We start from the raw sequence: 22,006 nt of genomic DNA on the forward strand, positions 1-22,006 counted from the left end.
GGGGGTCAGCCGGCCGGGTCGGGCGCGGTGGAGGGCGTGCAGCGGGTGGACAGTTCTGCGGTGGCCGGCGACAGGTTCCAGCCCTGGCCGGACCAGTCGACGACGACCTGGATGCCGGCGACGCGCGCGGCATCCGCCGGCACCGTCCACGGGTCGGCGCCGGGGGCGATGAGCGCGTCGTTGCGGTCGTAGTAGCGGATGGCGGCGGCGTCGAAGGCGATGTCGGCGCGCGAGCCGCTCGAGCTGCCCGAGGGCTCGAGCGTCGCTCCGCCCGTGCAGGATCCGAGCGTCCACGAGGCCTGCACCTGGTACGGGGCGCTGCCCGGCGCCGGGGTCACCGCCCCCCAGGCGGACTGCCACCAGCCGTCCTTGTGCTCGTAGCGCACCTCGATCCCGGGGTCTTTGTCGAACACGCTGCTCGGCAGTCCCCGGAAGACGACGTCGTTCTCGTTCGGCGGCGTCTCGGGGGAGGTCGGCGTCTGATCGATCGTCCAGGTCGCCCGGCCGGCGTCGTTCCCGCTGCCGCTGACGTGGGCCGTCGACCCGACCACGAAGGTGTAGCCGGTGGGCGCGGCGCCGCTCTGCGTGGCGCGCACCTGCTGCGTGACGGTCGCCCGCCCGAACGACGTCCCGTCGTACCAGGACTCGACGCAGAGCACGAAGGTGTACAGCCGCCCGTCCGGAAGGTCGCCGAAGACCCGCCGCGCGCCATCCTCGCTCGTGCGACAGCTGTCCGCCGAGACCGGACCGTCGGCGGCGGGCGGGCCGTCCACGCGCACGATGCCGTAGCGCACGCGCGCGTTGTCGCCGCCCGGCGACGCCGTGCCGACGGCGGTGATGTCGACCCGGCCGCCGCCGACGTTCACCGCCGTCAGGCTCAGCGCCGCCCCGGTGGGCGCGCCGATGCCGTAGGCCTGCACCGTCATGCTCCCGATCGCGGGGCCGGGAAGGCCCGGAGGGACGGCGTAGCGGGAGACCGGGGTCACCGTGACGGGCGTCGCGGTGTTCGCGCCGACGCGGAACGTCGGGACGGACACCTGGGTCTGATCGGCGGCGACGGCGATCGTGCGCGTCTCGCCGGAGGGGCTCGAGATCTGCAGTGCGCCGGTGTCGGCGGCATCCACACCGGTGAGCGTCAGCGCCGCGACGCCGCCGTCCGCGCCCGCCACGACGGGGACGGCGCTCCCGCCCGTCGGAGCGGCGGGCGGATCGTAGGCCCACGCGGTGGTGCGCACCGACGTCAGCGAGGCGCCGACGGCGTTGACGGCCACCGCCTCGTAGGAGCGCTGCTCGCCGTTGGGCGCGCTGATCGGCGGGCAGATGCCCTGGGGAGTGCACACCGCGACCCGCTGCCCGCCCTGACGCACCTCGAAGCCGGTGAGAGCCGGATAGGCGGCCTGCGCCGGTCCGGGGTCCACCCGCAGCGTGAGGCTGCCGTCCGCATACGCGGACTGCGCGACGCTGGCCGGCGCGCGGGGGAAGCCCTGCAGGTCGAGGAGGATGCGCCCGTCGCGCGCACTCGCGCTCTGGCGCCCCTGCGCGTCGCGGACCGTGAAGCTCGCCGCGCAGGCCGCACCCGGCGCGTCGTCGGTCCAGCTGGCGACGACGCTCGTCGGCGAGACGACCGCGAACGTGACCCCCGTGCACGCCGCCGCCGGCGCCACCGCGACCACCTGCAACGGCGTGCTCGGCAGCGGGTTGACCTCGCCGTTGGCCCCGATGACGTCGATCGTGCACGAGCTGCCGGCCGCCTGGCTGCACTGCTGCTGCACCGCGCCGCCCTGCGGGAGGGTCGAGGGCGCGGCGCCGACGCGGAGCGAGATGCGGGCGGGGGCGACGCCCGGGTGCGAGGCGACCTGCACCACGACGCCCTCGACGGTTCCGGGAACGGCGGCGTCGCGCCCGCGGACGGCGAGCTGGGCGCCCTGCAACGACACGTCGAAGGATGCCGGTGTGCCGTCGATCCGGTAGACGATCGCCTCGGGACGGCCCTGCCAGGTCGTCATCGCGCCGAGGTCGAACACCTGGGTGTCGCCGGGGGCGACCTCGAGGGCCGCCGGCGACAGCCGCGGCTGGGGGTCGAGCGGGGTGACGACGACCGCGATCGACAGCACGGTCCACGTCGACTGGCCGGACAGCCGGACCGGCACGAGGCAGGCGTCGGTCCAGGGGGCGTCCGCGCCCGCGGTGTAGCGCAGCGTCGTGCCCGACACCACCGTGCACGTCGCGGCCGCACGCGCACCGGAGGCGCGCACCTCGTCGGACATCTCGAGCGTGCGCCCGCGCGGCACCGCGACGAGCGTGCTGACGTCGACGTCGGCCTGCGCGTTCTCCCCCACCGTCAACGGCGGCGACCCCGGCCGGAGGGTGAGCGGGGCGTCGGCGACAGCGGGGATCCGCAGGAACGCGTAGGTGGTCACCGGTCCGGCCGCGGTGGGGCCGGTGACCGAGAACGCGATGAGGTGCGCGCCGTCGTCCACGCTGCCGCGCAGGCGGGTGCCGTCGACGGTGATCCCGGCCGGGGCGCCCCACAGCCCGACCGTGAGCTCGGCCGTGTCGCCGCCGGACCACACCGCCTTGCCGGCGAGCACGTCGATGCCGCGGGCCAGGTCGTCGCGCCCGTCGGCGCTGAGCACGGTGTCGGAGACGACCGGGAAGTCGGCGACGCGCTGGGCGACCACCTTCACGACGATGAGGCCGCGGGCGGTGTTGCCCGACGAGGAGACGACGTCGTACAGGAACGACATCGTCCCCGGCGAGGCGCCGGCGGCGATCGTCAGCGCGTCCTCGCTCTGCGCGACGATCCGATCCTGCAGCCGCGCGAACTCGGCGGTCGGCGTGCCGTCGAGCGCGAACTCGGGCACGTCGGGGCGCACGCGCTCCAGCGTGAGACGACCCTGCAGGGGATCGATGTCGTTCGCGAGCGGATGCACGCGGATGACGTTGCCGTCACCGGCCTGCACCTGCACGTAGTCGGTGTAGGTGACGGGGGCGGGGCTGGCTTCGCCGTCGAGCACTCCCACCCGCACGGTGCCGATGGCGCTCCGACCCGACGGGTCGACGACGCGATAGGTGAAGGAGTCCTGCCCGGAACTGCCGGCGACGCTCGAGTAGACGATCGACGCCCCGTCCGCGGAGATCACGGCGGAGCCGTGCGCCGGCTGGTCGACGATGCGGTCCAGCCGCACGACGTCGCCGTCGGGATCCATGCCGAAGCCGCTGAACGGGATGGTCGTCGACAGGCCGCTGAGCACACGGCCGGACAGGGTGCGCGGCAGCGGATCGCGGTTGCTCTCGTCGCCCGCGACGCGGATCCGGACCGTCGCGATGTCACCGAGGGCCGGGGCCCCGGTCGTGAACGCGCGGTACTCCACGGTGTAATCGCCCGGCGTCGTCGGCGCCAGGTAGCGCAGCACGTCCCCGGCCGCGAAGGCGAGGGCGTCGGGGCTCGACGAGACGATCGACTCGGGGTCCAGCCGCGGCCGGGTCCCGACGGCGGCGACGTCGTTGTCGAGCACCGGGATGTCGATCTGCGAGCCGGCGCGGACGACCACACGGTCATCGACCGCGATCGGCGCCTGCTCGTCGGCGGGGGGCAGCAGGTACACGGTGGCCTCGCCGATCACCGACGACCCGTCGTCGGTCGTCCCGTCGCCGACGCGGTACGAGACGGTGCCGAGCAGCCCCGACGCGCCCGAGGGCGTCGTCCCCGACACCCGCAGCTGACTCTGGGCCACGATGTCGGCGGACAGCGACGCTCCGGTCGCCGGACGGATGACCGGATCGCTCAGCAGCAGCACGCGCCGCGTCGGGTTGGTCACCGCGGCCAGCACGTCCACCGTCGCATCCGCCTGCGGCCGGACGAAGGCGACGACCGGCGCGGTCGACAGGTTCGCGGCGCCCGCGGCATCCAGGAGTGTGAGGCGCACCGTGCCGGTCGCCTCGCGTCCGCCCGCCGAGACGGTGACGGCCACGCGGTAGGCGCCCGGGGATGCCGCGGCGAAGTCGAACGTCGTCGAGCCGCCGACGACCGTCGCCGTCGCGGCGGCGTCGTCGAGCACGCGCGCCGCCGTGAGGGTGAGGTCACCCGCCGTGCCGGTCACGTGCGGCGCGACGTCCACCGACACGCGCGAGCCGGCCACGTCGACGACGGCGAACGACTGCACGACCGGCTGCGCGTCGTCGCGGATGCGGATCACGAGCTGCCGCGTCGCCGTGGCGCCGCGGACGTCGGCCACGGTCACCGTGACCGACGCGGCCTGCTCGCCCTCGACGCCCGTGTCGTGGTGCTGGAAGACGACATCGCCCTCGGGCGTCGTGGCGACCTGCCCGAGCCCGGAGTCATCGGTCGCCGACAGCAGGAGCACGGGATCGCCCTCGGGATCCACCCAGTCGCCGAGGACGGGCACGCTGACGGTTCCGCCGGGGGCCACCTCCGGGCTCGGCCAGTCCTGCCGGCACGCCTCCACGCCGCACCAGACCGGGGCGGAGTTGTCCTCGTCGGAGACCGCCCGCAGCGTCACGGTCGCCGGCGGCGACAGCAGCCCGTCGGCGGTGGTCCCGTCGGTGACGGCGTAGGAGAAGGCGGCGGCCCCCGACGCCCCCGGCGCGACCCGCACCGCCAGGCGCTGGCGGTCGTCGGTGGTCGTCACCGTTCCGAAGGCCGGGTCCAGCCCCGTGACGGATGCCGGATCGACGGCGAGCACGTCGTCGTTGGGATCGTGGTCGTTCAGCAGCACCGGCAGGCTCACGAGAGCCCCGGGGCGCACCCCGAAGGCATCGTCCTGGGCCACCGGCGGACGCGGGTCGATGACCGGCGGCGGCTTCTGGTCGTTCGTCTTCGGGGCGGTCTGGACGTCGTCCTCGATGTCCCAGTTCTGACTCGACGGAAGGAGCCGCCCGTCGGGCACCGACCACACCCACCCGGATCGGGCGTCGTTGAGGACGACGCCGTCGCCGGCATCCACGAACACCGGTCGGCGCTGCGATCCGAGCCCCTGCCCGGCGTAGTCCAGCGGCACGTCCGCGCCGGTCGAGGTCCACAGCGTGCCGCCACGCGTGCCCTCGCCGAGCCACGCCGCGCTCACGACGCCCTCGCGGACGACGGGGCGCGCCGGCGTGCCGCGCGAGGTCGTGCTGTCACCGAACACCCGCTCCGCGCCGTCGCCCGACACCGGGATGCGCACGAGCCCGGACTCGTCGGCGACGTACACCGCGTCGCCGTCGGCCGACGCGCGCCCCACCACCGTCGCTCCGGCGATCGGCACGCGTCCGCTCCCGCCGCGCGTCCAGAACCGCCCCGCGTCCGCCCCGCCCGTCTCCACGAGCACCCAGTCGTCGCCTGCGCCCGTGAGCACGGGCCGCTCCACCGTGGCCGCGACGGTGTCGGTGGCCAGGACGCTCCCGGTGGCGGCGTCGATGCGTGCCACCGTGCCGGCACTCGCGGAATAGCTGAAGACCGTGCCGCCCGATTCGGCGGCCACCGCCACCGAGGCCGCCACGTCGACCGCCGCCGCCGGTCCCGCCGACAGGCTGCCCACGAACACCGTCCCCGCGTCGGTGCGATAGGCGACGATGTCGCCGGAGGCGTCCATGTCGGCGGTCCCCGCCGGCGCCGCCGTCGCCGAGCGCAGGCCGTCCGCATCGAGATCGATCGGCGCGGCGTCGTCGATCCGCACGACCTTCGCGTCGCTGTCGGTGAACATGTAGGCGGCATCGGCGGCGCCGACGATCCGGCTCGGGTTGCTGACGGCGCGCACGGTATCGATCTCGCCGATCGCGGTGTTCACGCGGGCATAGCGCAGGGAGTCGGCCTGCAGCACCCACGCCGTGGTCTGACGCGGCGGCGTGCGCTGGGCGTCCAGGCCCGGCCAGACCACGCTCACGCCGGCGATGAGCGCCAGCGCCGCGCCCGCGGCGGCGAGGCCCACGACCGTCCCGCGTTTCATGGGCCGATCACCGTCCACAGTGCGGCCCCGGCGGCGAGGAGCCCGCCCACCGCGACGATCGCGCCGACCACGGAGAGCACGATCACGCGCGGGGACCACAACCTGCGCGGCTCCGAGGCGCTGAGCCCGGTCGCGTCGTCCTCGGCGCTGGGGGTGCGGCGCGCGACGGCATCCGTCGGAACACGGCGCCGGCCCTCCGCCACGCGGCTGCGGGCCGGGCCGCGCGCGGACACGTCGGTGAAGTCGACGGCGTCGGATGCCGGCATCCACTCCTGGGTCGGCACCTCCAGCGGCGTCGGCGCGAGTCCGACCGACCGCTGCACGTCGCGGATGGCTTCACCGAACGCGCTCGCCGACGCGTAGCGACGGTCGGGATCGCGGGTCATGGCCGTCGCGAGCACCTGCTGCAGCGCGTCGGGGACGTCGGGGCGCGGGATCGGGACGAAGGTCGCGCGAGCGATGCGGCGCCGCATGAGCTCGCGGGTGTTCTGCTCCTTCTCGCGACGCTCGAACGGGCTGTGCCCGGCGAGCAGGGAGTACACGGTCGCGCCGAGGCTCCACACCTCGCTCGCGATCGTGCCGCCGCTGTGCTCGGCGACGACCTCGGGCGCGCTCCACGGGATCGACATCGCGAGCACATCGGAGGCCGCGCTGCGCTGCAGCGACGACGAGATGCCGAAGTCGGCCAGGACCGCCGACCCGAAGCTCGTGACGAGGATGTTGCTCGGCTTGATGTCGCGGTGGATGAGCCCCGCCCGGTGCGCGGACTCCAGCGCTCCCGCCAGGCGCACGGCGACCGCCATCACCTCGTCGACCGGCATCCGCTCGATGCGGTAGCGCTGGGCGAGCGAGCCGGGGCAGTACTCCATGACGATGTACGGGCGCCCGTCGGCCGAGATGCCCGCCTGGTAGACGGTCACGATGGCGGGATGCGCGGACAGATGCGCGAGCACGTCGGCCTCGGCGTTGAACATGCGCAGCAGATCGGGATCGCGCTCCCCCGCCGGCAGCACCTTCACCGCGACGGCGCGCCGGGGCATGTCCTGCTGATACAGGAAGACGTCGGCGAAACCGCCGGACCCCAGTGGACGCACATAGTCCAGCCCCGGCAGCTGCGGCGGCGCAGACGGGAGCCTGCGCGTCATGGCACCCCTCAGTCATCTCACGGACCCGGTCCCCGACGACGTCGACGACCCGGCCATGCTAACAAAACCCCCGGATAGCCCCTCCGCCGAGCCGCCACGTCCCGGCCGAGCCGCCACGCTCCGGACGGGCCGCGCGGTGGCGGTTCGGCGAACGGATAGCGGCTCGCGGGGGCGGGGGGCGGGGAGCTACAGGTCGGGCAGGCCGGGGTCGGCGTGCGGGTCGAACGGGGCATCCAGCGAACGCGTGAGCTCCTCCAGCATCGCCGTGATCTGCGGCTCGACGTATTCGGCGATCGCGGCCTGGATGCGCAGCCGGTGGTGCAGCAGCACGGCGCACACCTCGCGACCGACCATGTTCGCGTAGTCGTCGGCGAGTCCCACCTCCTGGCGCAGGGCGGCCTTCGCCTCGTCGCTCAGGGGCGGAAGGGCGGGGATGTCGGCGTCCGCCTCCTCGGCGAGACCGCCGATGGTGAACAGGAAGGGCGCCCCGGGAACGGGATCGGGATCCATCGGCAGGCCCTCGAACTCGGGGTCCAGGCCCTCCGCGGGACGGTAGCTGCGGGCGCGGTTGCGCGCCGCCTGCTGGTCGAGCTCGGCCTGCAGCATCGGGAGGTTGCGGGACGTGTAGTCCGCGACCGCGTGGTCGACGATGGTCTTGATGCGGGTCGACAGCCCATGCTGCACACCGTGCGGGACGTCGGAGCCGAGACCCGCCGCCGACAGCACCGGCGAGCCGAAACAGCGCCGGCACGGCGCGACGCGGCCCCGATGCGTGGAGGGCTCCCAGCGCGGCAGCCAGCGCAGCCACGCGTCCACCGCCTGGCTGACCTGGGTCTCGATCGACCGCTCCACGGGTCCATTGTCGCGGTTCCGGGCGGTTCACGGCGGATTTGCGTCGCGGCATCCGCCGCAGGCGCTGTCGAATCCTGCTCGGAGGACGCCGCGGGGGTGTGCCCGCGGCGTCCTCGGCCGCGCGGGGCTCAGTCCTCGTCGCCCTCCCACGGCCAGCGCGGACGATCGGCACCGGTGCGCACGAGGGCGACGGCGACCCAGCCCGCCACGAGGGCGGCGGATGCCAGGACCACGGCGAACCACGAGGTCGCGAACCCGCCGATCGCAGCCGCGGTGCGCGCGGCATCCGTGCCCCCGAGCACCGCCCCGACCAGCACGCCGAGAAGATAGGCGAGGAACGTCGCGACGACGACCGTGAGGACGGCGACGTACCGCGGTCGGGCCGGCCGGACGGCGAGCCACGTCGTCGACGCGAAGGCCGCGAGCGCCAGCACCGCACCGCCCACGCCGGGCAGCTGCCCGAGCCCTGTCACCGGGAGCACCTCGGCGCCGCTGAACAGGCTCAGCATGCCGAACCCGGCGATCAGCAGCGCGAAGAAGCCCACGACGGCGAACGCCGTCGCGATCGGGGGCGCGACGCCGCCGCCGTCTCCGGCGCGGGGATCGCGCGACCCCGACATCAGCTCTGGTGCAGTCGCGGGCCCGCCTCGAGCGTGCGCTCGTACTCGCGCTGCGCCTCGTCGTTCAGCTCCGTCACGCGCTTGCCGCGCGCGGCGACCCAGGCGCCGAACCAGATCGTGAGCTCGCGGCCGAGCACGAAGGCGACGATCGCGAGCGGCGCCAGCAGCTGGCCCTGGACGAGATCCGCACCCTGTCGCGCCGTCAGCGTCCAGAACGGAGCCTGGAACAGCTGCCCCAGCAGGTGGCCGGCATACGCCACGACGCCCACGAGCAGACCGAAGACCACCCAGTGACCCCAGCGGCCGCGGTTGATGATCGCGCCCAGCAGCCAGAACCCGAGGAAGAAGACGACCACCGGCACCCACAGCCACCACGACTGCACGGCCGCGAGCGCCGCCGTGCCGATGTTGGCTCCCGTGACGTCACCCGTGATGGCCTTCAGTCCGAGGGCCGCGCCGAGGTACAGCACCCCGAAGGAGACGGCGGCGAGCAGGCCGATCGCACCGGCCGCACCGCGGTTGCCGCGCAGACGCGGCGGCTCGGGGGCCTGGACGAAGATCGGCTGCGGCGCCGGCGCCACGACGGGAGCGACGGGCTCGGCGACGACGACGGTCTCCGCCGCGGCGCCGGAGTACGCACCGGGCACATAGGCCTCATCGACCGGGTCGTCGGCGTACGAGGAGCCGTAGACCGGGGCGGCGGGCGCCGTCTCGGCCGCGGCGACGGTCTCGGAGGCGTCGCGGGGAGCGTCCGCGACCGGGGCGGCAGGAGCGGCGTGAACCTCGGCGTCCGCGGGCTCAGCCGACACGACGGGCTCGTCGACCGCGGCCTCCCGAGAGGCGGCCTCCGCGTCGGCGAGGCCGGCATGGGCGCTCGCGACGGCGTCGTCCACCGACGTGGTCTCGACCGGGGTCGGCTCCTCGATCGGTTCGCCGTACTTGGGGTCGCTCATGGCGTGTGCTCCTCACGCGGGACGTGTGCCGCCGCACAGCGAGCGTAACCCGCACCCCGCGCGCCGGAGCGGAGCCATGCCGACGTGTCTCGACCCCCGGCGCCCGTGGGCCGCCTATCGTGAGCGCATGACCGTTCGCCCTCGCCTCGCCGCCCTCGGCCTCACGCTGCTCGCGGTCACGGGTCTCAGCGCCTGCGCCGGCGTGCCGGACGGCGGCGCCACGACCTCGGGCGCGACGGCCAGCGCGGCCCCCGCGACCCCCTCTCCCGCGCTGACCCTCGCCGCGTTCCCCATGGGCGCCTCGACGTCCACGACCGCGCTGCCCGCCGACCTCCCGCAGGGATGCCGCGACATCCTCACGGCGACGGTGCTGAAGGAGCTCGAGGGAGTACCGCTGAACGCGGACGGGATGGGCGGCGGCATCCGCTCCGACAGCACCCGGGTGTGCGTCTGGGGTGAGCCCGGGGCGGTCGCCACACGGCTCGTGACCCTCATCGGCTACTCCCCCGATCGTGAGGCGCGCGACGCCCTCTACGCCCTCGGCAACGACGGCTACACGTGCTACGAGCCGCACGGCGGCATCCGTTGCGAGAAGACCTGGCAGTCGCCGACGCTCGCCGTGGAGGAGGGACGCACCCTGTTCTACCGCGACGGCGTCATCGTCGACACGCAGTACTCCAACCTCGCTCCCGCCGGCTACACCGACGCGGTCATCGACGCGCTGTGGCCGCCGGCGGGATCTCCACCGCGGACGAGCGCCCCGACGCCGAGCCCGACGCCGACGCGGTAGCCGTCATCCCTCCCACGCGCTGAGAGCGCCCCACCGATCGTCCCGGTGACGGTTTCGTCGCGCCTCCCGCATCAACACGGTGGCCGCCCGGTCGCGGGGGTTGTGGGCGACCCACGTGTCCACGGCGCCCTGGACCCAGTCCGTCGCCCCCAGTGCGGGGAAGTACAGCAGGTGCTTCAAGAGCGACCGGGCCTCGGGGCGAGTCCCGTGCACCCGCAACCACGACCGCACGGGGTCGAGCACCCAGGCGGCGCGCCGGTAGTCGGCGTCGTAGAGCAGGGCTCCGAGGAGCTCTCGAGCACCGGCATCCATCGTGTGGTCCTGAAGCCACCTGCGCACGGCGTCTTCGACCCACGGCGCGGTGCGCAGCGCCTCCCGTTGGCAGGCACGAGCGAGCAGCGGGCGCGCATCGGCGGACGCACCGTGATGGTCGAGCCACCGTCGGATGGCGTCGTGGACCCAGGGCACGACATGAAGGTCGTCGTTCTCGAGCAGACGAAGCAGGATGCCGCGGGCGCCCTTCTCCGTTCCGTGGGCCTCAAGCCACCGGCGGGCATCGGAATGCACCCAGTCGGCGGACGCGAAGTCATCCTGCTCGATCACTCGCGCCAGGACGTCGAGCGTGTCGGCGTCGTCGCCGTGCGCGTCGATCCAGGTGCGCAGCGCGGTCTGCACCCACTGCCTCTCGCGCAGGTCGGGCTGCTCGATGAGGCGGGTGATGATCACGCGCGCCTCCGCGGAATCGCCGTAGGCGTCGAGCCAGCGGGACACGGCCGCCTGTGCCCACGGCTGCGTGCGGAGCTGGTTCTGCGCGATGACATTGCCCAGGATGCTGCGGGCTTCTCTCGACGTGCCCCAGACCTCCAACCACGACTCGACCGCGACGCGTACCCACTCTTCGGTGCAGAGCAGACTCTGACCGACCAGTCTCGAGAGAACGCCGCGAGCCTCCGGTGTGCGCCCGTGGAGCGCCAGCCAGGAGGAGACCCACCCTTGAAGTTCATCCGCGGGATACAACGGCGCGTGACCGACGATCTCGGCCAGGACCGTACGCGCATCGACGTCGTCGCCGTTGACCTCGAGCCACCTGGCGGTGCTCTGGCGCACGGTGGGCATCCCAGCCGCCGCGGGGGACTGGACGAGCGTCACGAGGACGCGACGCGCCTGCGGCGCCGCCTCGTTCGCGCTGAGCCACGGGACGATCACAGAGCTGACCCACTCGCTGTCCTGCCTCGTCGCGGTGCCGGCGATCCTGGCGATGAGCATGAGGGCCGACGGCCGGGTGCCGTAGAGAGCGAGCCATTCCTCGACAGCCGACCGAACCCACTCGAGTCGACTGAACTCGACGTTGCCGATGAGCGACGCGAGCACATTCTGCGCCGTCTCCTCGGAGCCGTGGAGCCGGCACCACTCGCGCCAGCAGTCGCCGACCAGTGCGGCGGTGTCCTCCGTCCTCAAGCGAGGATCGAGAAGGAGTCGCAGGACGGCCGCGAGCTCGCCGTCGTTCGTCTGGAGGACGGCGGCCCGCAGGACCGGGAAGGCCGCCTCCGCCCAGCCCCGCAGATAGAGGGAGCGCTCTTGCGGGGTCGCACGCCCGGAGGTGGCGGCATCCGTCGCGTAGCGCTGGAGGTGCAGGAGCAGGCTCGCCGCGGAGGGGAGGTGAGCGGCCACCGAGGTGAACACCACGCCCGCGTACTCGCGGCGCCCGTTCTGGATGTCGCTCTCGACGACCTCCGACATCAGGTGATCCACCACGGTGTCGTGGATCGAGGCCACTTGGCCGTCGGCGACGGCGACCCACCCCGCCGTCACCAGATGATCCAGCGTGCGTCGGGCGAAGAGATCCGGATCGTGCTCGCCCACGGCCTCGCAGACCCCGCTCGCGCCGCGCAGCGCGACATCCGTCGAGGAGGGGGTGGCGGCGACGAGGGCCACCGCGACGCAGAGAGCGGGCGGCAACTCTCTGCGCTCCGCCAGTCGCGCGGTCCGTGTGCCCGCGTAGCCGTCGTCGGCGAACCTCCGGCGCAGCCAGTCACCGAGATCACCGCTGCGAATCGCGGACGTCTCGCTGGCGCGCAGCGGAGCGTCCCGCGCGAGGGCCTCGAGCTGGCGGGCGATGAGGGTCGCGATCATGGGACGCGACCCGACGAGCCGTCGGAACTCTTCGTCCCCCAGCTGAACGGCCGCGGTGGGGGCGACGGACAACGCGATGGCGTGGGAGACACGTTGCTGATGCTGCTCGCTGTTGTCGATGGCCACGATCTCGAAGGGGCCGAGGTCGGGCGATGTCGCGAGCCAGCCGGGGCGCGCCGCGGCGAGGAACGACACCTGGATGCCGTGATCGCGCGCCTCGGGCAGGAGCTGGTCGCGTAGCTCGTGCAGCGCGAACCCGTCGAGCTCATTGGGATAGTCGATCAGGACGAGTACGGGCGCGGTGCTGGCCAGGACCACGGCCTCGAGGTCGCTGACGGTGCTCGACGGCGTGTGCAGGAGATGGATGACATGCCAGCCGGTGCGATGCGCCCGAGCGGCGATCTCGAGGAGCAACCGGGTCTTTCCCGCGCCCCCCACTCCTTTGAGGAGCAGGGCGCAGCCGTCGTCCGAGGAGAGTCGACGCCAGATGTTCTCGCGGTGCGCCGGATGATCCGGTGCGGGGTCGATGTACTCGTGGGCGCCGGCGACCTGGCCGCCGCTGCGACGCTGCAGCAGTGCGGTGTATCGACCGTGACTGGCGAACGCGCGAGACGTGGAGGCGAGCAGGTGCGCGGTCAGCAGCTCCTGAATGACACCGAGCGACGATTGCATCGCCGCCGCGTCGGCGAGCAGCTGACGTTCGGTCCACGAGGCGAAACGGATCGCACTCGCGCGCAGACTCTCACGAAGCGCCGCGCCGATCACACTCGCGTCGGCCGCATCGCGGACCCCGAGCGCGCGCAGCGTGTCGTCGTCGAGATACTCATCGAGGGGCGATGCCGCGCCGGCGCCGAGCCACGCCAGGAAAGAGGGGTGCTTCGCGACTTTCGTCGTGAGCACCGCGGAGGAGGTCCCCGCCGACCGCTCCACGTCCGCGACGACGGCACGGCGGAAAGCGCGATCGGCGAGGGCCTCACGGATCGAGGTCGCGGCCTCGCCGGTGGCCGCCCCCCACCCGAGATTCAATGCCTCGGCGAGATCGAACACCAATCCCATCCGAGATCCTCGCCCTTTATCGCGCTGACATTTCCGCTCAGCATAGCGACGCCGAGGCGGACGCCGAGCCCGACGCCGACGCGGTGGCGGTCATCCCCAGACGCGCTTGGCGGTGCGGGTCACGTAGTCCGACGGATGCCACGCGTTCTCGCTCGTGGACAGCCACAGCCCGCCGCCGGCCTCGATCGTCTCGGTGAGGTCGCCGTCGGTCCGGCTGCAGCGGGTGCGCTCCTTCTCCGTCGTGCAGGAGAACCCCGCGGCGGGGAGCGCGGCGGCGGCGAGAGGTCCGGCATCCGTCGGCACCGTCGCGAGCGTCGTGGAGACGCTGCCGGCGTCGGCGTGCCAGAAGCAGGTGAACGTGACCTGCGGCTGCAGCGCCGTGACGAGCTGGCCGACCGTCGTGGTCGGCGCGTCGGTCGAGGGGGTGAGCACCGCGCCCCGGGTGAAGCGCAGCGCGGCCCAGAGGGCCTCGTCGTACAGTCCGGCGCAGTCGGTGGGGACGCCCGCTGCTTCGTCGTCGGCGGCCGCGACCGGTTTCGAGGTGGCCGGCCCTTGGACGGCGCCGCCGACCCACGAGACGGATGCCGGGATCATCGGGATCGCGAGGTACGCCAAGGCACCCACGGTCGCCGCGCATCCGATGCCGACGACCCACGCGAAGAGGGCGTTCCTGCCGCCGATCCGGGCCATGTCCTCAGGCTAGCCCGCCCCGCGCGGGTCACCCTCCGCGCCGTGCGCGAGCCGCCAACATCCGTGCGAGCCGCCATCGCCCGGACGTACCGGGGGATGGCGGCTCGGCCGGGGTGTGGCGGCTCGCGGGAACGGAGAAGGGCCCCAGGAACGCGTCCTGGGGCCCTTCGCTCGCGATCAGTTGTAGGTGCCGGGCGTGAAGTCGTCCGTCGAGAAGCTGTCGAAGTCGACATAGCTCAGGTCGGCGTCGCTGTACGCGCCGTCCGAGGCGAAGATGCGGTTGGGGTACCGCTCGCTCTTGGCCTCCTCCGTCGCCTCGACCACGACGTTGCGGTACTTCGCAAGGCCGGTGCCGGCGGGGATGAGCTTTCCGATGATGACGTTCTCCTTGAGGCCGACGAGCGGGTCGCTCTTGCCCTCCATGGCCGCCTGCGTCAGGACGCGGGTGGTCTCCTGGAACGATGCCGCCGACAGCCACGACTCCGTCGCGAGCGACGCCTTCGTGATACCCATCAGCTCCGGACGGCCCGACGCGGGGCGCTTGCCCTCGGCCACGGCCTCGCGGTTGATCTGCTGGTAGCGCTTGAAGTCGACCAGCTCACCCGGAAGCAGCGTCGTGTCGCCGTGGTCGACCACGGTGACCTTCCGCAGCATCTGGCGCACGATGACCTCGATGTGCTTGTCGTGGATCGGCACACCCTGCGAGCGGTACACGCCCTGCACGCCGCCGACGAGGTACTTCTGCACCTCGCGGGCACCCTGCACGCGCATGACCTCCTTGGGGTCGAGCGTTCCGACGAGGATCGGCTGACCGACCGTGACGCGCTGGCCCTCCTCGACGAGAAGCGTCGCGCGCTTCAGGACGGGGTAGACGTGCGGCTCGTCGCCGTTGTCGGGCGTCAGGATGACCTTCTTGGCCTTGTCGGTCTCATCGATCTTGATGACACCGTCGGCCTCGGCGATCGGGGACGCACCCTTGGGGGTACGCGCCTCGAACAGCTCCTGCACACGGGGCAGACCCTGCGTGATGTCGTCGGCCGACGCGGAACCACCGGTGTGGAAGGTACGCATCGTCAGCTGCGTGCCGGGCTCACCGATCGACTGCGCCGCGATGATGCCCACGGCCTCACCGATGTCGACGAGCTTGCCGGTCGCGAGCGAACGGCCGTAGCACTTCGCGCAGACACCGACGGCCGAGTCGCACGTGAGCACCGAGCGGACCTTGATGGTCTCGACGCCGGCGGCCACGAGCTTGTCGATGAGCACGTCGCCCACGTCGTCCCCGGCCTCCGCGACGATCTCGCCCGAGGGCGCGACCACGTCGGCGGCGAGGGTACGGGCGAACACCGAGTTCTCGACGTTCGCGTCGCGCACCAGTGTGCCGTCGGCACCCGGAGCGGCGATCGTGAACTCGAGGCCCTTGGAGGTGCCGCAGTCGTCCTCACGGATGATGACGTCCTGCGAGACATCCACGAGACGACGCGTCAGGTAGCCCGAGTCGGCCGTACGGAGGGCCGTGTCGGCCAGACCCTTACGGGCACCGTGCGTCGCGGTGAAGTACTCCGCGACCGACAGCCCCTCGCGGTACGAGGAGATGATCGGGCGGGGCATGATCTCACCCTTGGTGTTGTTGACCAGGCCTCGGATACCGGCGATGTTACGGATCTGCAGCCAGTTACCACGGGCGCCCGAGCTCACCATGCGGTTGATGGTGTTGTCGGCCGGGAAGTTTGCCTTCATGGCCGCCTGCACCTCGTCGGTCGCCTCGGTCCAGATCTTGATCTGCTCCTGACGACGCTCGGCGTCGGTCACGAGACCCTTCTCGAACTGGCCCTGGACCTTCTGCGCCTGCTTCTCGTACTTGGCGATGATCTCGCCCTTGTTCGGCGGGGTCAGGATGTCGCTGAGCGCGACGGTGACACCCGAGCGCGTGGCCCAGTAGAAGCCGGCGTCCTTGATGCGGTCCAGGGATGCCGCGACCTCGACCTTGGGGTACTCCTCGGCCAGCTTGTTGACGATCTGCGACAGCTTGCCCTTGTCGGCCTGCTCGCGCACGAACGGGTAGCCCTTGGGGAGCGTGTCGTTGAAGATCGCCTGACCGAGCGAGGCGTCCACGAGACCGTGGCGCTCGTAGCCCTCGGGGGCTTCGCCCTCGAGGAAGGTCAGACCGGGGATGCGGATGCGCACCTTGGCCTGCAGGTCGAGGGTGCCCTCGTCCTTCGCCAGGATCGCCTCGCCGACCGAGCCGAACACGCGACCCTCGCCCGCGGCGCCCTCCTTGACCGTGGTCAGGTGGTGGAGGCCGATGATCATGTCCTGCGAAGGCAGGGTGACCGGACGGCCGTCCGACGGCTTGAGGATGTTGTTCGACGCGAGCATCAGCACGCGGGCCTCGGCCTGGGCCTCGACCGACAGCGGCAGGTGCACGGCCATCTGGTCGCCGTCGAAGTCCGCGTTGAAGGCGGCGCAGACGAGCGGGTGCAGCTGGATGGCCTTCCCCTCGACGAGCTGAGGCTCGAAGGCCTGGATGCCGAGACGGTGCAGCGTGGGCGCACGGTTGAGCAGCACGGGACGCTCGCGGATGATCTCCTCGAGCACGTCCCAGACCTCGGGACGCGTGCGCTCGACGGCACGCTTGGCCGCCTTGATGTTCTGCGAGTGACCGAGGTCGATCAGGCGCTTGATCACGAACGGCTTGAACAGCTCCAGCGCCATCTGCTTGGGCAGGCCGCACTGGTGGAGCTTGAGCTGCGGGCCGACGATGATGACCGAACGGCCCGAGTAGTCCACGCGCTTGCCGAGCAGGTTCTGACGGAAGCGGCCCTGCTTGCCCTTGAGCATGTCGGACAGCGACTTCAGCGCACGGTTGCCGGTGCCGGTGACGGGGCGACCGCGGCGGCCGTTGTCGAACAGCGCGTCGACGGCCTCCTGCAGCATCCGCTTCTCGTTGTTGACGATGATCTCGGGGGCACCGAGGTCGATCAGGCGACGGAGACGGTTGTTGCGGTTGATCACGCGGCGGTACAGGTCGTTCAGGTCGCTGGTGGCGAAGCGGCCACCGTCGAGCTGGACCATCGGACGCAGCTCCGGCGGGATCACCGGGACGACGTCGAGCACCATGGAGGCCGGGCTCATGCCGGTCTGCAGGAACGAGTTGACGACCTTGAGGCGCTTGATCGCGCGGATCTTGCGCTGGCCCTTGCCCTCGGAGATCTGCAGGTGCAGCGACTCGGCCTCGGCGGCCAGGTCGAACGCCTGGAGGCGACGCTGGATCGACTCCGCGCCCATGTAGGCCTCGAAGTACTGGCCGAAGCGGTCCTGCAGCTCGTGGAAGACGTCGTCCTCCTGCTTGAGCTGGCCGACCTCGAGGCCGCGGAACTCGTCCCACATGCGCTCGAGCTTGGCGACCTGGTCGTCCGCGTTCTTGCGGATGGAGGCCATCTCCTTCTCGGCGGCGTCCTTGACCTTCTTCTTCTGGTCGGCCTTGGCGCCCTCGGCCTCGAGGGCCGCGAGCTCCTCCTCCAGCTTGGCCAGACGCGTCGCCACACGGGCGTCGCGGCGGTCGCCGAGGTTCTTGATCTCGAGGCGGAGGTTCGCCTCGTGCGTGGGCATGTCGCGGTGGCGGGCGTCCTCGTCGACCGAGATCACCATGTACGCGGCGAAGTAGATGACCTTCTCGAGGTCCTTCGGCGCCATGTCCAGCAGGTATCCGAGGCGCGAGGGCACGCCCTTGAAGTACCAGATGTGGGTGACGGGGGCGGCGAGCTCGATGTGGCCCATGCGCTCACGGCGGACCGAGCTCTTGGTGACCTCGACGCCGCAGCGCTCGCAGACGATGCCCTTGAAGCGGACGCGCTTGTACTTGCCGCAGGCGCACTCCCAGTCGCGGGAAGGTCCGAAGATCTGCTCGCCGAACAGACCGTCCTTCTCGGGCTTCAGGGTGCGGTAGTTGATGGTCTCGGGCTTCTTGACCTCGCCGTACGACCAACGACGGATGTCGTCAGCGGTGGCCAGGCCGATGCGAAGCTGATCGAAAGTGGTGGACTCGAGCACTGGTTCTCCTGTGTCTCAGAAAGTTTCGTAACGGCCGGGTCAGATCTCGTCGATGGACGAGGACTCGAAACGGCTGGAGATGTTGATGCCGAGCTCCTCCGCGGCGCGGAAGGCCTCGTCATCCGTGTCACGGAGGTTCACCGCGGTGCCGTCGGCCGAGAGGACCTCGACGTTCAGGCAGAGCGACTGCATCTCCTTCATGAGCACCTTGAACGACTCGGGGATGCCGGGCTCCTGGATGTTCTCGCCCTTGACGATGGCCTCGTAGACCTTCACGCGGCCGACGATGTCGTCCGACTTGATCGTCAGGAGCTCCTGGAGCGCGTACGCGGCGCCGTAGGCCTCGAGGGCCCACACCTCCATCTCACCGAAGCGCTGACCGCCGAACTGCGCCTTACCACCGAGCGGCTGCTGGGTGATCATCGAGTAGGGGCCGGTCGAACGCGCGTGGATCTTGTCGTCCACGAGGTGGTGCAGCTTCAGGATGTACATGTAGCCGACCGAGATGGGCGCCGGGAACGGCTCGCCGGAGCGGCCGTCGAACAGCGTCGTCTTGCCCGAGCTGTCGATGAGACGCTCGCCGTCGCGGTTGGGCAGCGTCGAGTCGAGCAGACCCGCGATCTCCGCCTCGTGCGCGCCGTCGAACACCGGGGTCGCGACCTTCGTGCCGGGAGCGGCCTCGCGGGCCTCCTCGGGCAGGTGCACGGCCCACTCCGGGGTGCCCTCGACCTTCCAGCCCTGCTTGGCGATCCACCCGAGGTGGGTCTCCAGCACCTGGCCGAAGTTCATTCGACCCGGGATGCCGAGCGGGTTGAGCACGACGTCGACCGGCGTGCCGTCCGCGAGGAACGGCATGTCCTCGACGGGGAGGATCTTCGCGATGACGCCCTTGTTGCCGTGACGGCCGGCGAGCTTGTCACCCTCGGTGATCTTGCGCTTCTGGGCGATGTAGACCACGACGCGACGGTTGACGCCCGAGCCCAGCTCGTCGTCGCCGTCCTCGGCGTTGAACTCCTTGACGGCGATGATCGTGCCCTGCTCGCCGTGGGGCACCTTCAGCGAGGTGTCACGGACTTCGCGGCTCTTCTCGTTGAAGATCGCGCGCAGCAGGCGCTCCTCGGCGCTCAGCTCGGTCTCGCCCTTGGGCGTGACCTTGCCGACGAGGATGTCGCCGGGACGCACCTCGGCGCCGATGCGGACGATGCCGCGCTCGTCGAGGTCCTTCAGCAGGTCGGGGCTGACGTTGGGGAGGTCACGGGTGATCTCCTCCTTGCCGAGCTTGGTGTCGCGAGCATCCACCTCGTACTCCTCGATGTGGATCGAGGAGAGGGTGTCGTTCTTGACGAGGTCCTGGCTGAGGATGATGGCGTCCTCGAAGTTGTGACCCTCCCACGTCATGAACGCGACGAGCAGGTTCTTCCCGATCGCCAGCTCGCCGTTCTCGGTGGCGGGGCCGTCGGCGATGACCTCGCCGACCTCGACCCGGTCGCCCGCCGAGACGATGACGCGCTGGTTGTAGGAGTTGCCCTGGTTGGAGCGGTCGAACTTGCGCAGGAAGTAGTCCTTCGTGCCGCCCTCGTCGAGCTGCACGGTGACGACGTCGGCGGAGACCTCCATCACGACACCGGCCTTGTCGGCGGTGATGACGTCACCGGCGTCGATCGCGGCGTAGCCCTCCATACCGGTTCCGACGAACGGCGAGTCGCTGCGCAGCAGCGGCACGGCCTGACGCTGCATGTTCGCACCCATGAGGGCGCGGTTGGCGTCGTCGTGCTCGAGGAACGGGATGAGCGAGGTGCCGACCGACACCATCTGGCGCGGCGAGACGTCCATGTAGCCGATCTCGTCGGCGTGGAACAGGTCGACCTCGCCGCCCTTGCCGCGGCGGGCGAGGACGCGCTCGGTGTCGAACGAGCCGTCGGCGGCGAGCTCGGCGCCCGCCTGCGCGACGATGTAGTCGTTCTCCTCGGATGCCGTGAGGTAGTCGATCTGGTCGGTGACCTTGCCCTCGACCACGCGGCGGTACGGCGTCTCGATGAAGCCGAACGCGTTGATGCGGGCGAACGAGGCGAGCGAGCCGATCAGACCGATGTTCGGGCCTTCCGGGGTCTCGATCGGGCACATGCGGCCGTAGTGGGACGGGTGGACGTCGCGGACCTCGACGCCGGCGCGCTCACGCGACAGACCGCCGGGGCCCAGGGCCGACAGGCGGCGCTTGTGGGTCAGACCCGCGAGCGGGTTGTTCTGGTCCATGAACTGCGACAGCTGCGAGGTTCCGAAGAACTCCTTGATCGCGGCGACGACCGGGCGCACGTTGATCAGGGTCTGCGGCGTGATGGCCTCGATGTCCTGCGTGGTCATGCGCTCGCGGACGACGCGCTCCATGCGGGACAGACCCGTGCGGACCTGGTTCTGGATGAGCTCGCCGACGGCGCGGATGCGACGGTTGCCGAAGTTGTCGATGTCGTCGACGTCGAGACGGATCTCCGCGGCCTGACCGCCCCGGACACCCGGGATCGTCGTGTCGCCGTTGTGGAGGGCGACGAGGTACTTGATCGTCGCGACGATGTCGTCGACGGTGAGCACCGAGTCGCTCAGCGGCTTGTCGAGGCCGAGCTTCTGGTTGATCTTGTAGCGACCCACCTTGGCCAGGTCGTAGCGCTTCGGGTTGAAGTAGAAGTTGTCCAGCAGCGCGCGGGCGGCCTCGGCGGCGACCTGCTCGCCCGGACGGAGCTTGCGGTAGATGTCGCGGAGCGCGTCCTCCTTGGTGAGGATCGTGTCCTTGCTCAGCGTGTCGGCGATCGACTCGTAGCCGGCGAACTCGGCGAGGATGTCCTCGCTCGACAGGCCGAGGGCCTTGAGGAAGACGGTGACGGACTGCTTGCGCTTGCGGTCGATGCGCACGCCCACCTGGTCGCGCTTGTCGATCTCGAACTCGAGCCATGCGCCACGGCTGGGGATGACGCGCGCCGAGACGATGTCCTTGTCGCTGGTCTTGTCGGGGGTCTTGTCGAAGTAGACGCCCGGGCTGCGGACCAGCTGGGAGACGACGACACGCTCGGTGCCGTTGATGATGAACGTGCCCTTGCCGGTCTGCAGGGGGAAGTCGCCCATGAAGACCGTCTGGGTCTTGATCTCACCGGTGAGGTGGTTCATGAACTCGGCCTCGACGTACAGCGGCGCGGCGTACGTCTTGCCGCGCTCCTTGCACTCCTCGATCGAGTACTTCTCCGGCTCCAGGTACGGGTTCGTGAAGCTCAGCTGCATCGTCTCGCCGAGGTCCTCGATCGGCGAGATCTCCTCGAAGATCTCCTCGAGGCCGCTGGTCTCGGGCACGTCGGTGCGACCGGTCTCCTTCGCCTCTGCGACGCGAGCCTTCCAGGCGTCGTTGCCGACGAGCCAGTCGAAGGACTCCGTCTGCAGCGCGAGAAGGTCGGGGACCGTCAGCGTGTCGGAGATCTTGGCGAACGACAGGCGCGATGCGCCGCGGCCGTTCTTGGGGGTGGTGGTGGAATTGGTTGCGTTGCGCGCAGCAGCCAAGGGGATTACCTCCATGAGCCCGGGCAGGGGCTGGTTTCCTTGTCGTCAGGTGGAGTGCTCCGTTCCACTCCTGCGCAACACACCCCGACATGTCGGGGGCGCACAGGCACAAGCCGACCACCATATGAGGGCATGGGGGAAGGGAGCGCAACTACCCACTATAGTCCGGGCGACGCGCCATGTCCAGTCGATTCTTGACGCGTGCCGGATGCTGCGGTATAAACGC

The 22,006-nt window shown here is 71.2% G+C and carries 10 protein-coding genes; 1 reads left to right on the forward strand and 9 read right to left on the reverse strand.

The genetic code is table 11. The features are described from left to right. Positions 1-5: 5 nt before the first annotated feature. The 5 genes from MHO01S_RS04575 to MHO01S_RS04595 form a co-directional block, all read right to left on the reverse strand. The gene (locus MHO01S_RS04575; protein ID WP_061781887.1) at positions 6-5,948 is read right to left on the reverse strand and encodes an Ig-like domain-containing protein; all 5,943 of its coding nucleotides are present in this window, start codon (positions 5,946-5,948) and stop codon (positions 6-8) included. Continuing rightward, positions 5,945-7,093 (reverse strand): serine/threonine-protein kinase, encoded by a 1,149-nt coding sequence (locus MHO01S_RS04580; RefSeq protein ID WP_060958400.1) that lies wholly within the window; start codon positions 7,091-7,093, stop codon positions 5,945-5,947. Before MHO01S_RS04580 ends, MHO01S_RS04575 begins: the two co-directional genes overlap by 4 nt. Positions 7,094-7,279: 186 nt before the next feature. Continuing rightward, positions 7,280-7,945, reverse strand: a complete 666-nt coding sequence (locus tag MHO01S_RS04585) for a hypothetical protein (RefSeq protein ID WP_060958399.1) — start codon at positions 7,943-7,945, stop codon at positions 7,280-7,282. 128 nt (positions 7,946-8,073) lie between these two features. Further along, positions 8,074-8,565, reverse strand: a complete 492-nt coding sequence (locus MHO01S_RS04590) for a DUF6121 family protein (RefSeq protein ID WP_061781888.1) — start codon at positions 8,563-8,565, stop codon at positions 8,074-8,076. Continuing rightward, the gene (locus tag MHO01S_RS04595; protein ID WP_060958397.1) at positions 8,565-9,518 is read right to left on the reverse strand and encodes a hypothetical protein; all 954 of its coding nucleotides are present in this window, start codon (positions 9,516-9,518) and stop codon (positions 8,565-8,567) included. Before MHO01S_RS04595 ends, MHO01S_RS04590 begins: the two co-directional genes overlap by 1 nt. A gap of 127 nt (positions 9,519-9,645) precedes the next feature. Between MHO01S_RS04595 and MHO01S_RS04600 the strand changes: the two genes are divergently transcribed. Further along, positions 9,646-10,308: a hypothetical protein gene (locus tag MHO01S_RS04600; protein ID WP_060958396.1), complete on the forward strand. Its 663-nt coding sequence runs from the start codon at positions 9,646-9,648 to the stop codon at positions 10,306-10,308. Positions 10,309-10,311: 3 nt separating this feature from the next. Here MHO01S_RS04600 and MHO01S_RS04605 read toward each other — a convergent pair whose 3' ends face one another. The 4 genes from MHO01S_RS04605 to rpoB form a co-directional block, all read right to left on the reverse strand. Next, complete coding sequence (locus MHO01S_RS04605; RefSeq protein ID WP_061781889.1) at positions 10,312-13,497, reverse strand: ATP-binding protein; 3,186 nt, start codon at positions 13,495-13,497, stop codon at positions 10,312-10,314. A 90-nt stretch (positions 13,498-13,587) separates the two neighbouring features. Further along, a complete protein-coding gene (locus MHO01S_RS04610; protein WP_060958394.1) occupies positions 13,588-14,187 on the reverse strand; it encodes a hypothetical protein in 600 nt (199 codons plus the stop codon). A 177-nt stretch (positions 14,188-14,364) separates the two neighbouring features. Next, on the reverse strand, positions 14,365-18,240 hold the full coding sequence (rpoC, locus tag MHO01S_RS04615) for a DNA-directed RNA polymerase subunit beta' (protein ID WP_060958393.1): 3,876 nt from the start codon (positions 18,238-18,240) through the stop codon (positions 14,365-14,367). A 39-nt stretch (positions 18,241-18,279) separates the two neighbouring features. Then, a complete protein-coding gene (gene rpoB, locus MHO01S_RS04620; RefSeq protein WP_060958392.1) occupies positions 18,280-21,780 on the reverse strand; it encodes a DNA-directed RNA polymerase subunit beta in 3,501 nt (1,166 codons plus the stop codon). Positions 21,781-22,006: the final 226 nt, after the last annotated feature.

The sequence above is a fragment of the Microbacterium hominis NBRC 15708 genome, assembly GCF_001592125.1.
In the GTDB taxonomy this organism is placed as follows: Bacteria; Actinomycetota; Actinomycetes; order Actinomycetales; family Microbacteriaceae; genus Microbacterium; species Microbacterium hominis.

Coding starts and splice junctions, on each gene's coding strand:
- MHO01S_RS04575 (WP_061781887.1), bottom strand. CDS start 5,948: ATGAAACGCGGGACGGTCGTGGGCCTCGCCGCCGCGGGCGCGGCGCTG.
- MHO01S_RS04580 (WP_060958400.1), bottom strand. CDS start 7,093: ATGACGCGCAGGCTCCCGTCTGCGCCGCCGCAGCTGCCGGGGCTGGAC.
- MHO01S_RS04590 (WP_061781888.1), bottom strand. CDS start 8,565: ATGTCGGGGTCGCGCGATCCCCGCGCCGGAGACGGCGGCGGCGTCGCG.
- MHO01S_RS04595 (WP_060958397.1), bottom strand. CDS start 9,518: ATGAGCGACCCCAAGTACGGCGAACCGATCGAGGAGCCGACCCCGGTC.
- MHO01S_RS04600 (WP_060958396.1), top strand. CDS start 9,646: ATGACCGTTCGCCCTCGCCTCGCCGCCCTCGGCCTCACGCTGCTCGCG.
- MHO01S_RS04605 (WP_061781889.1), bottom strand. CDS start 13,497: ATGGGATTGGTGTTCGATCTCGCCGAGGCATTGAATCTCGGGTGGGGG.
- MHO01S_RS04610 (WP_060958394.1), bottom strand. CDS start 14,187: ATGGCCCGGATCGGCGGCAGGAACGCCCTCTTCGCGTGGGTCGTCGGC.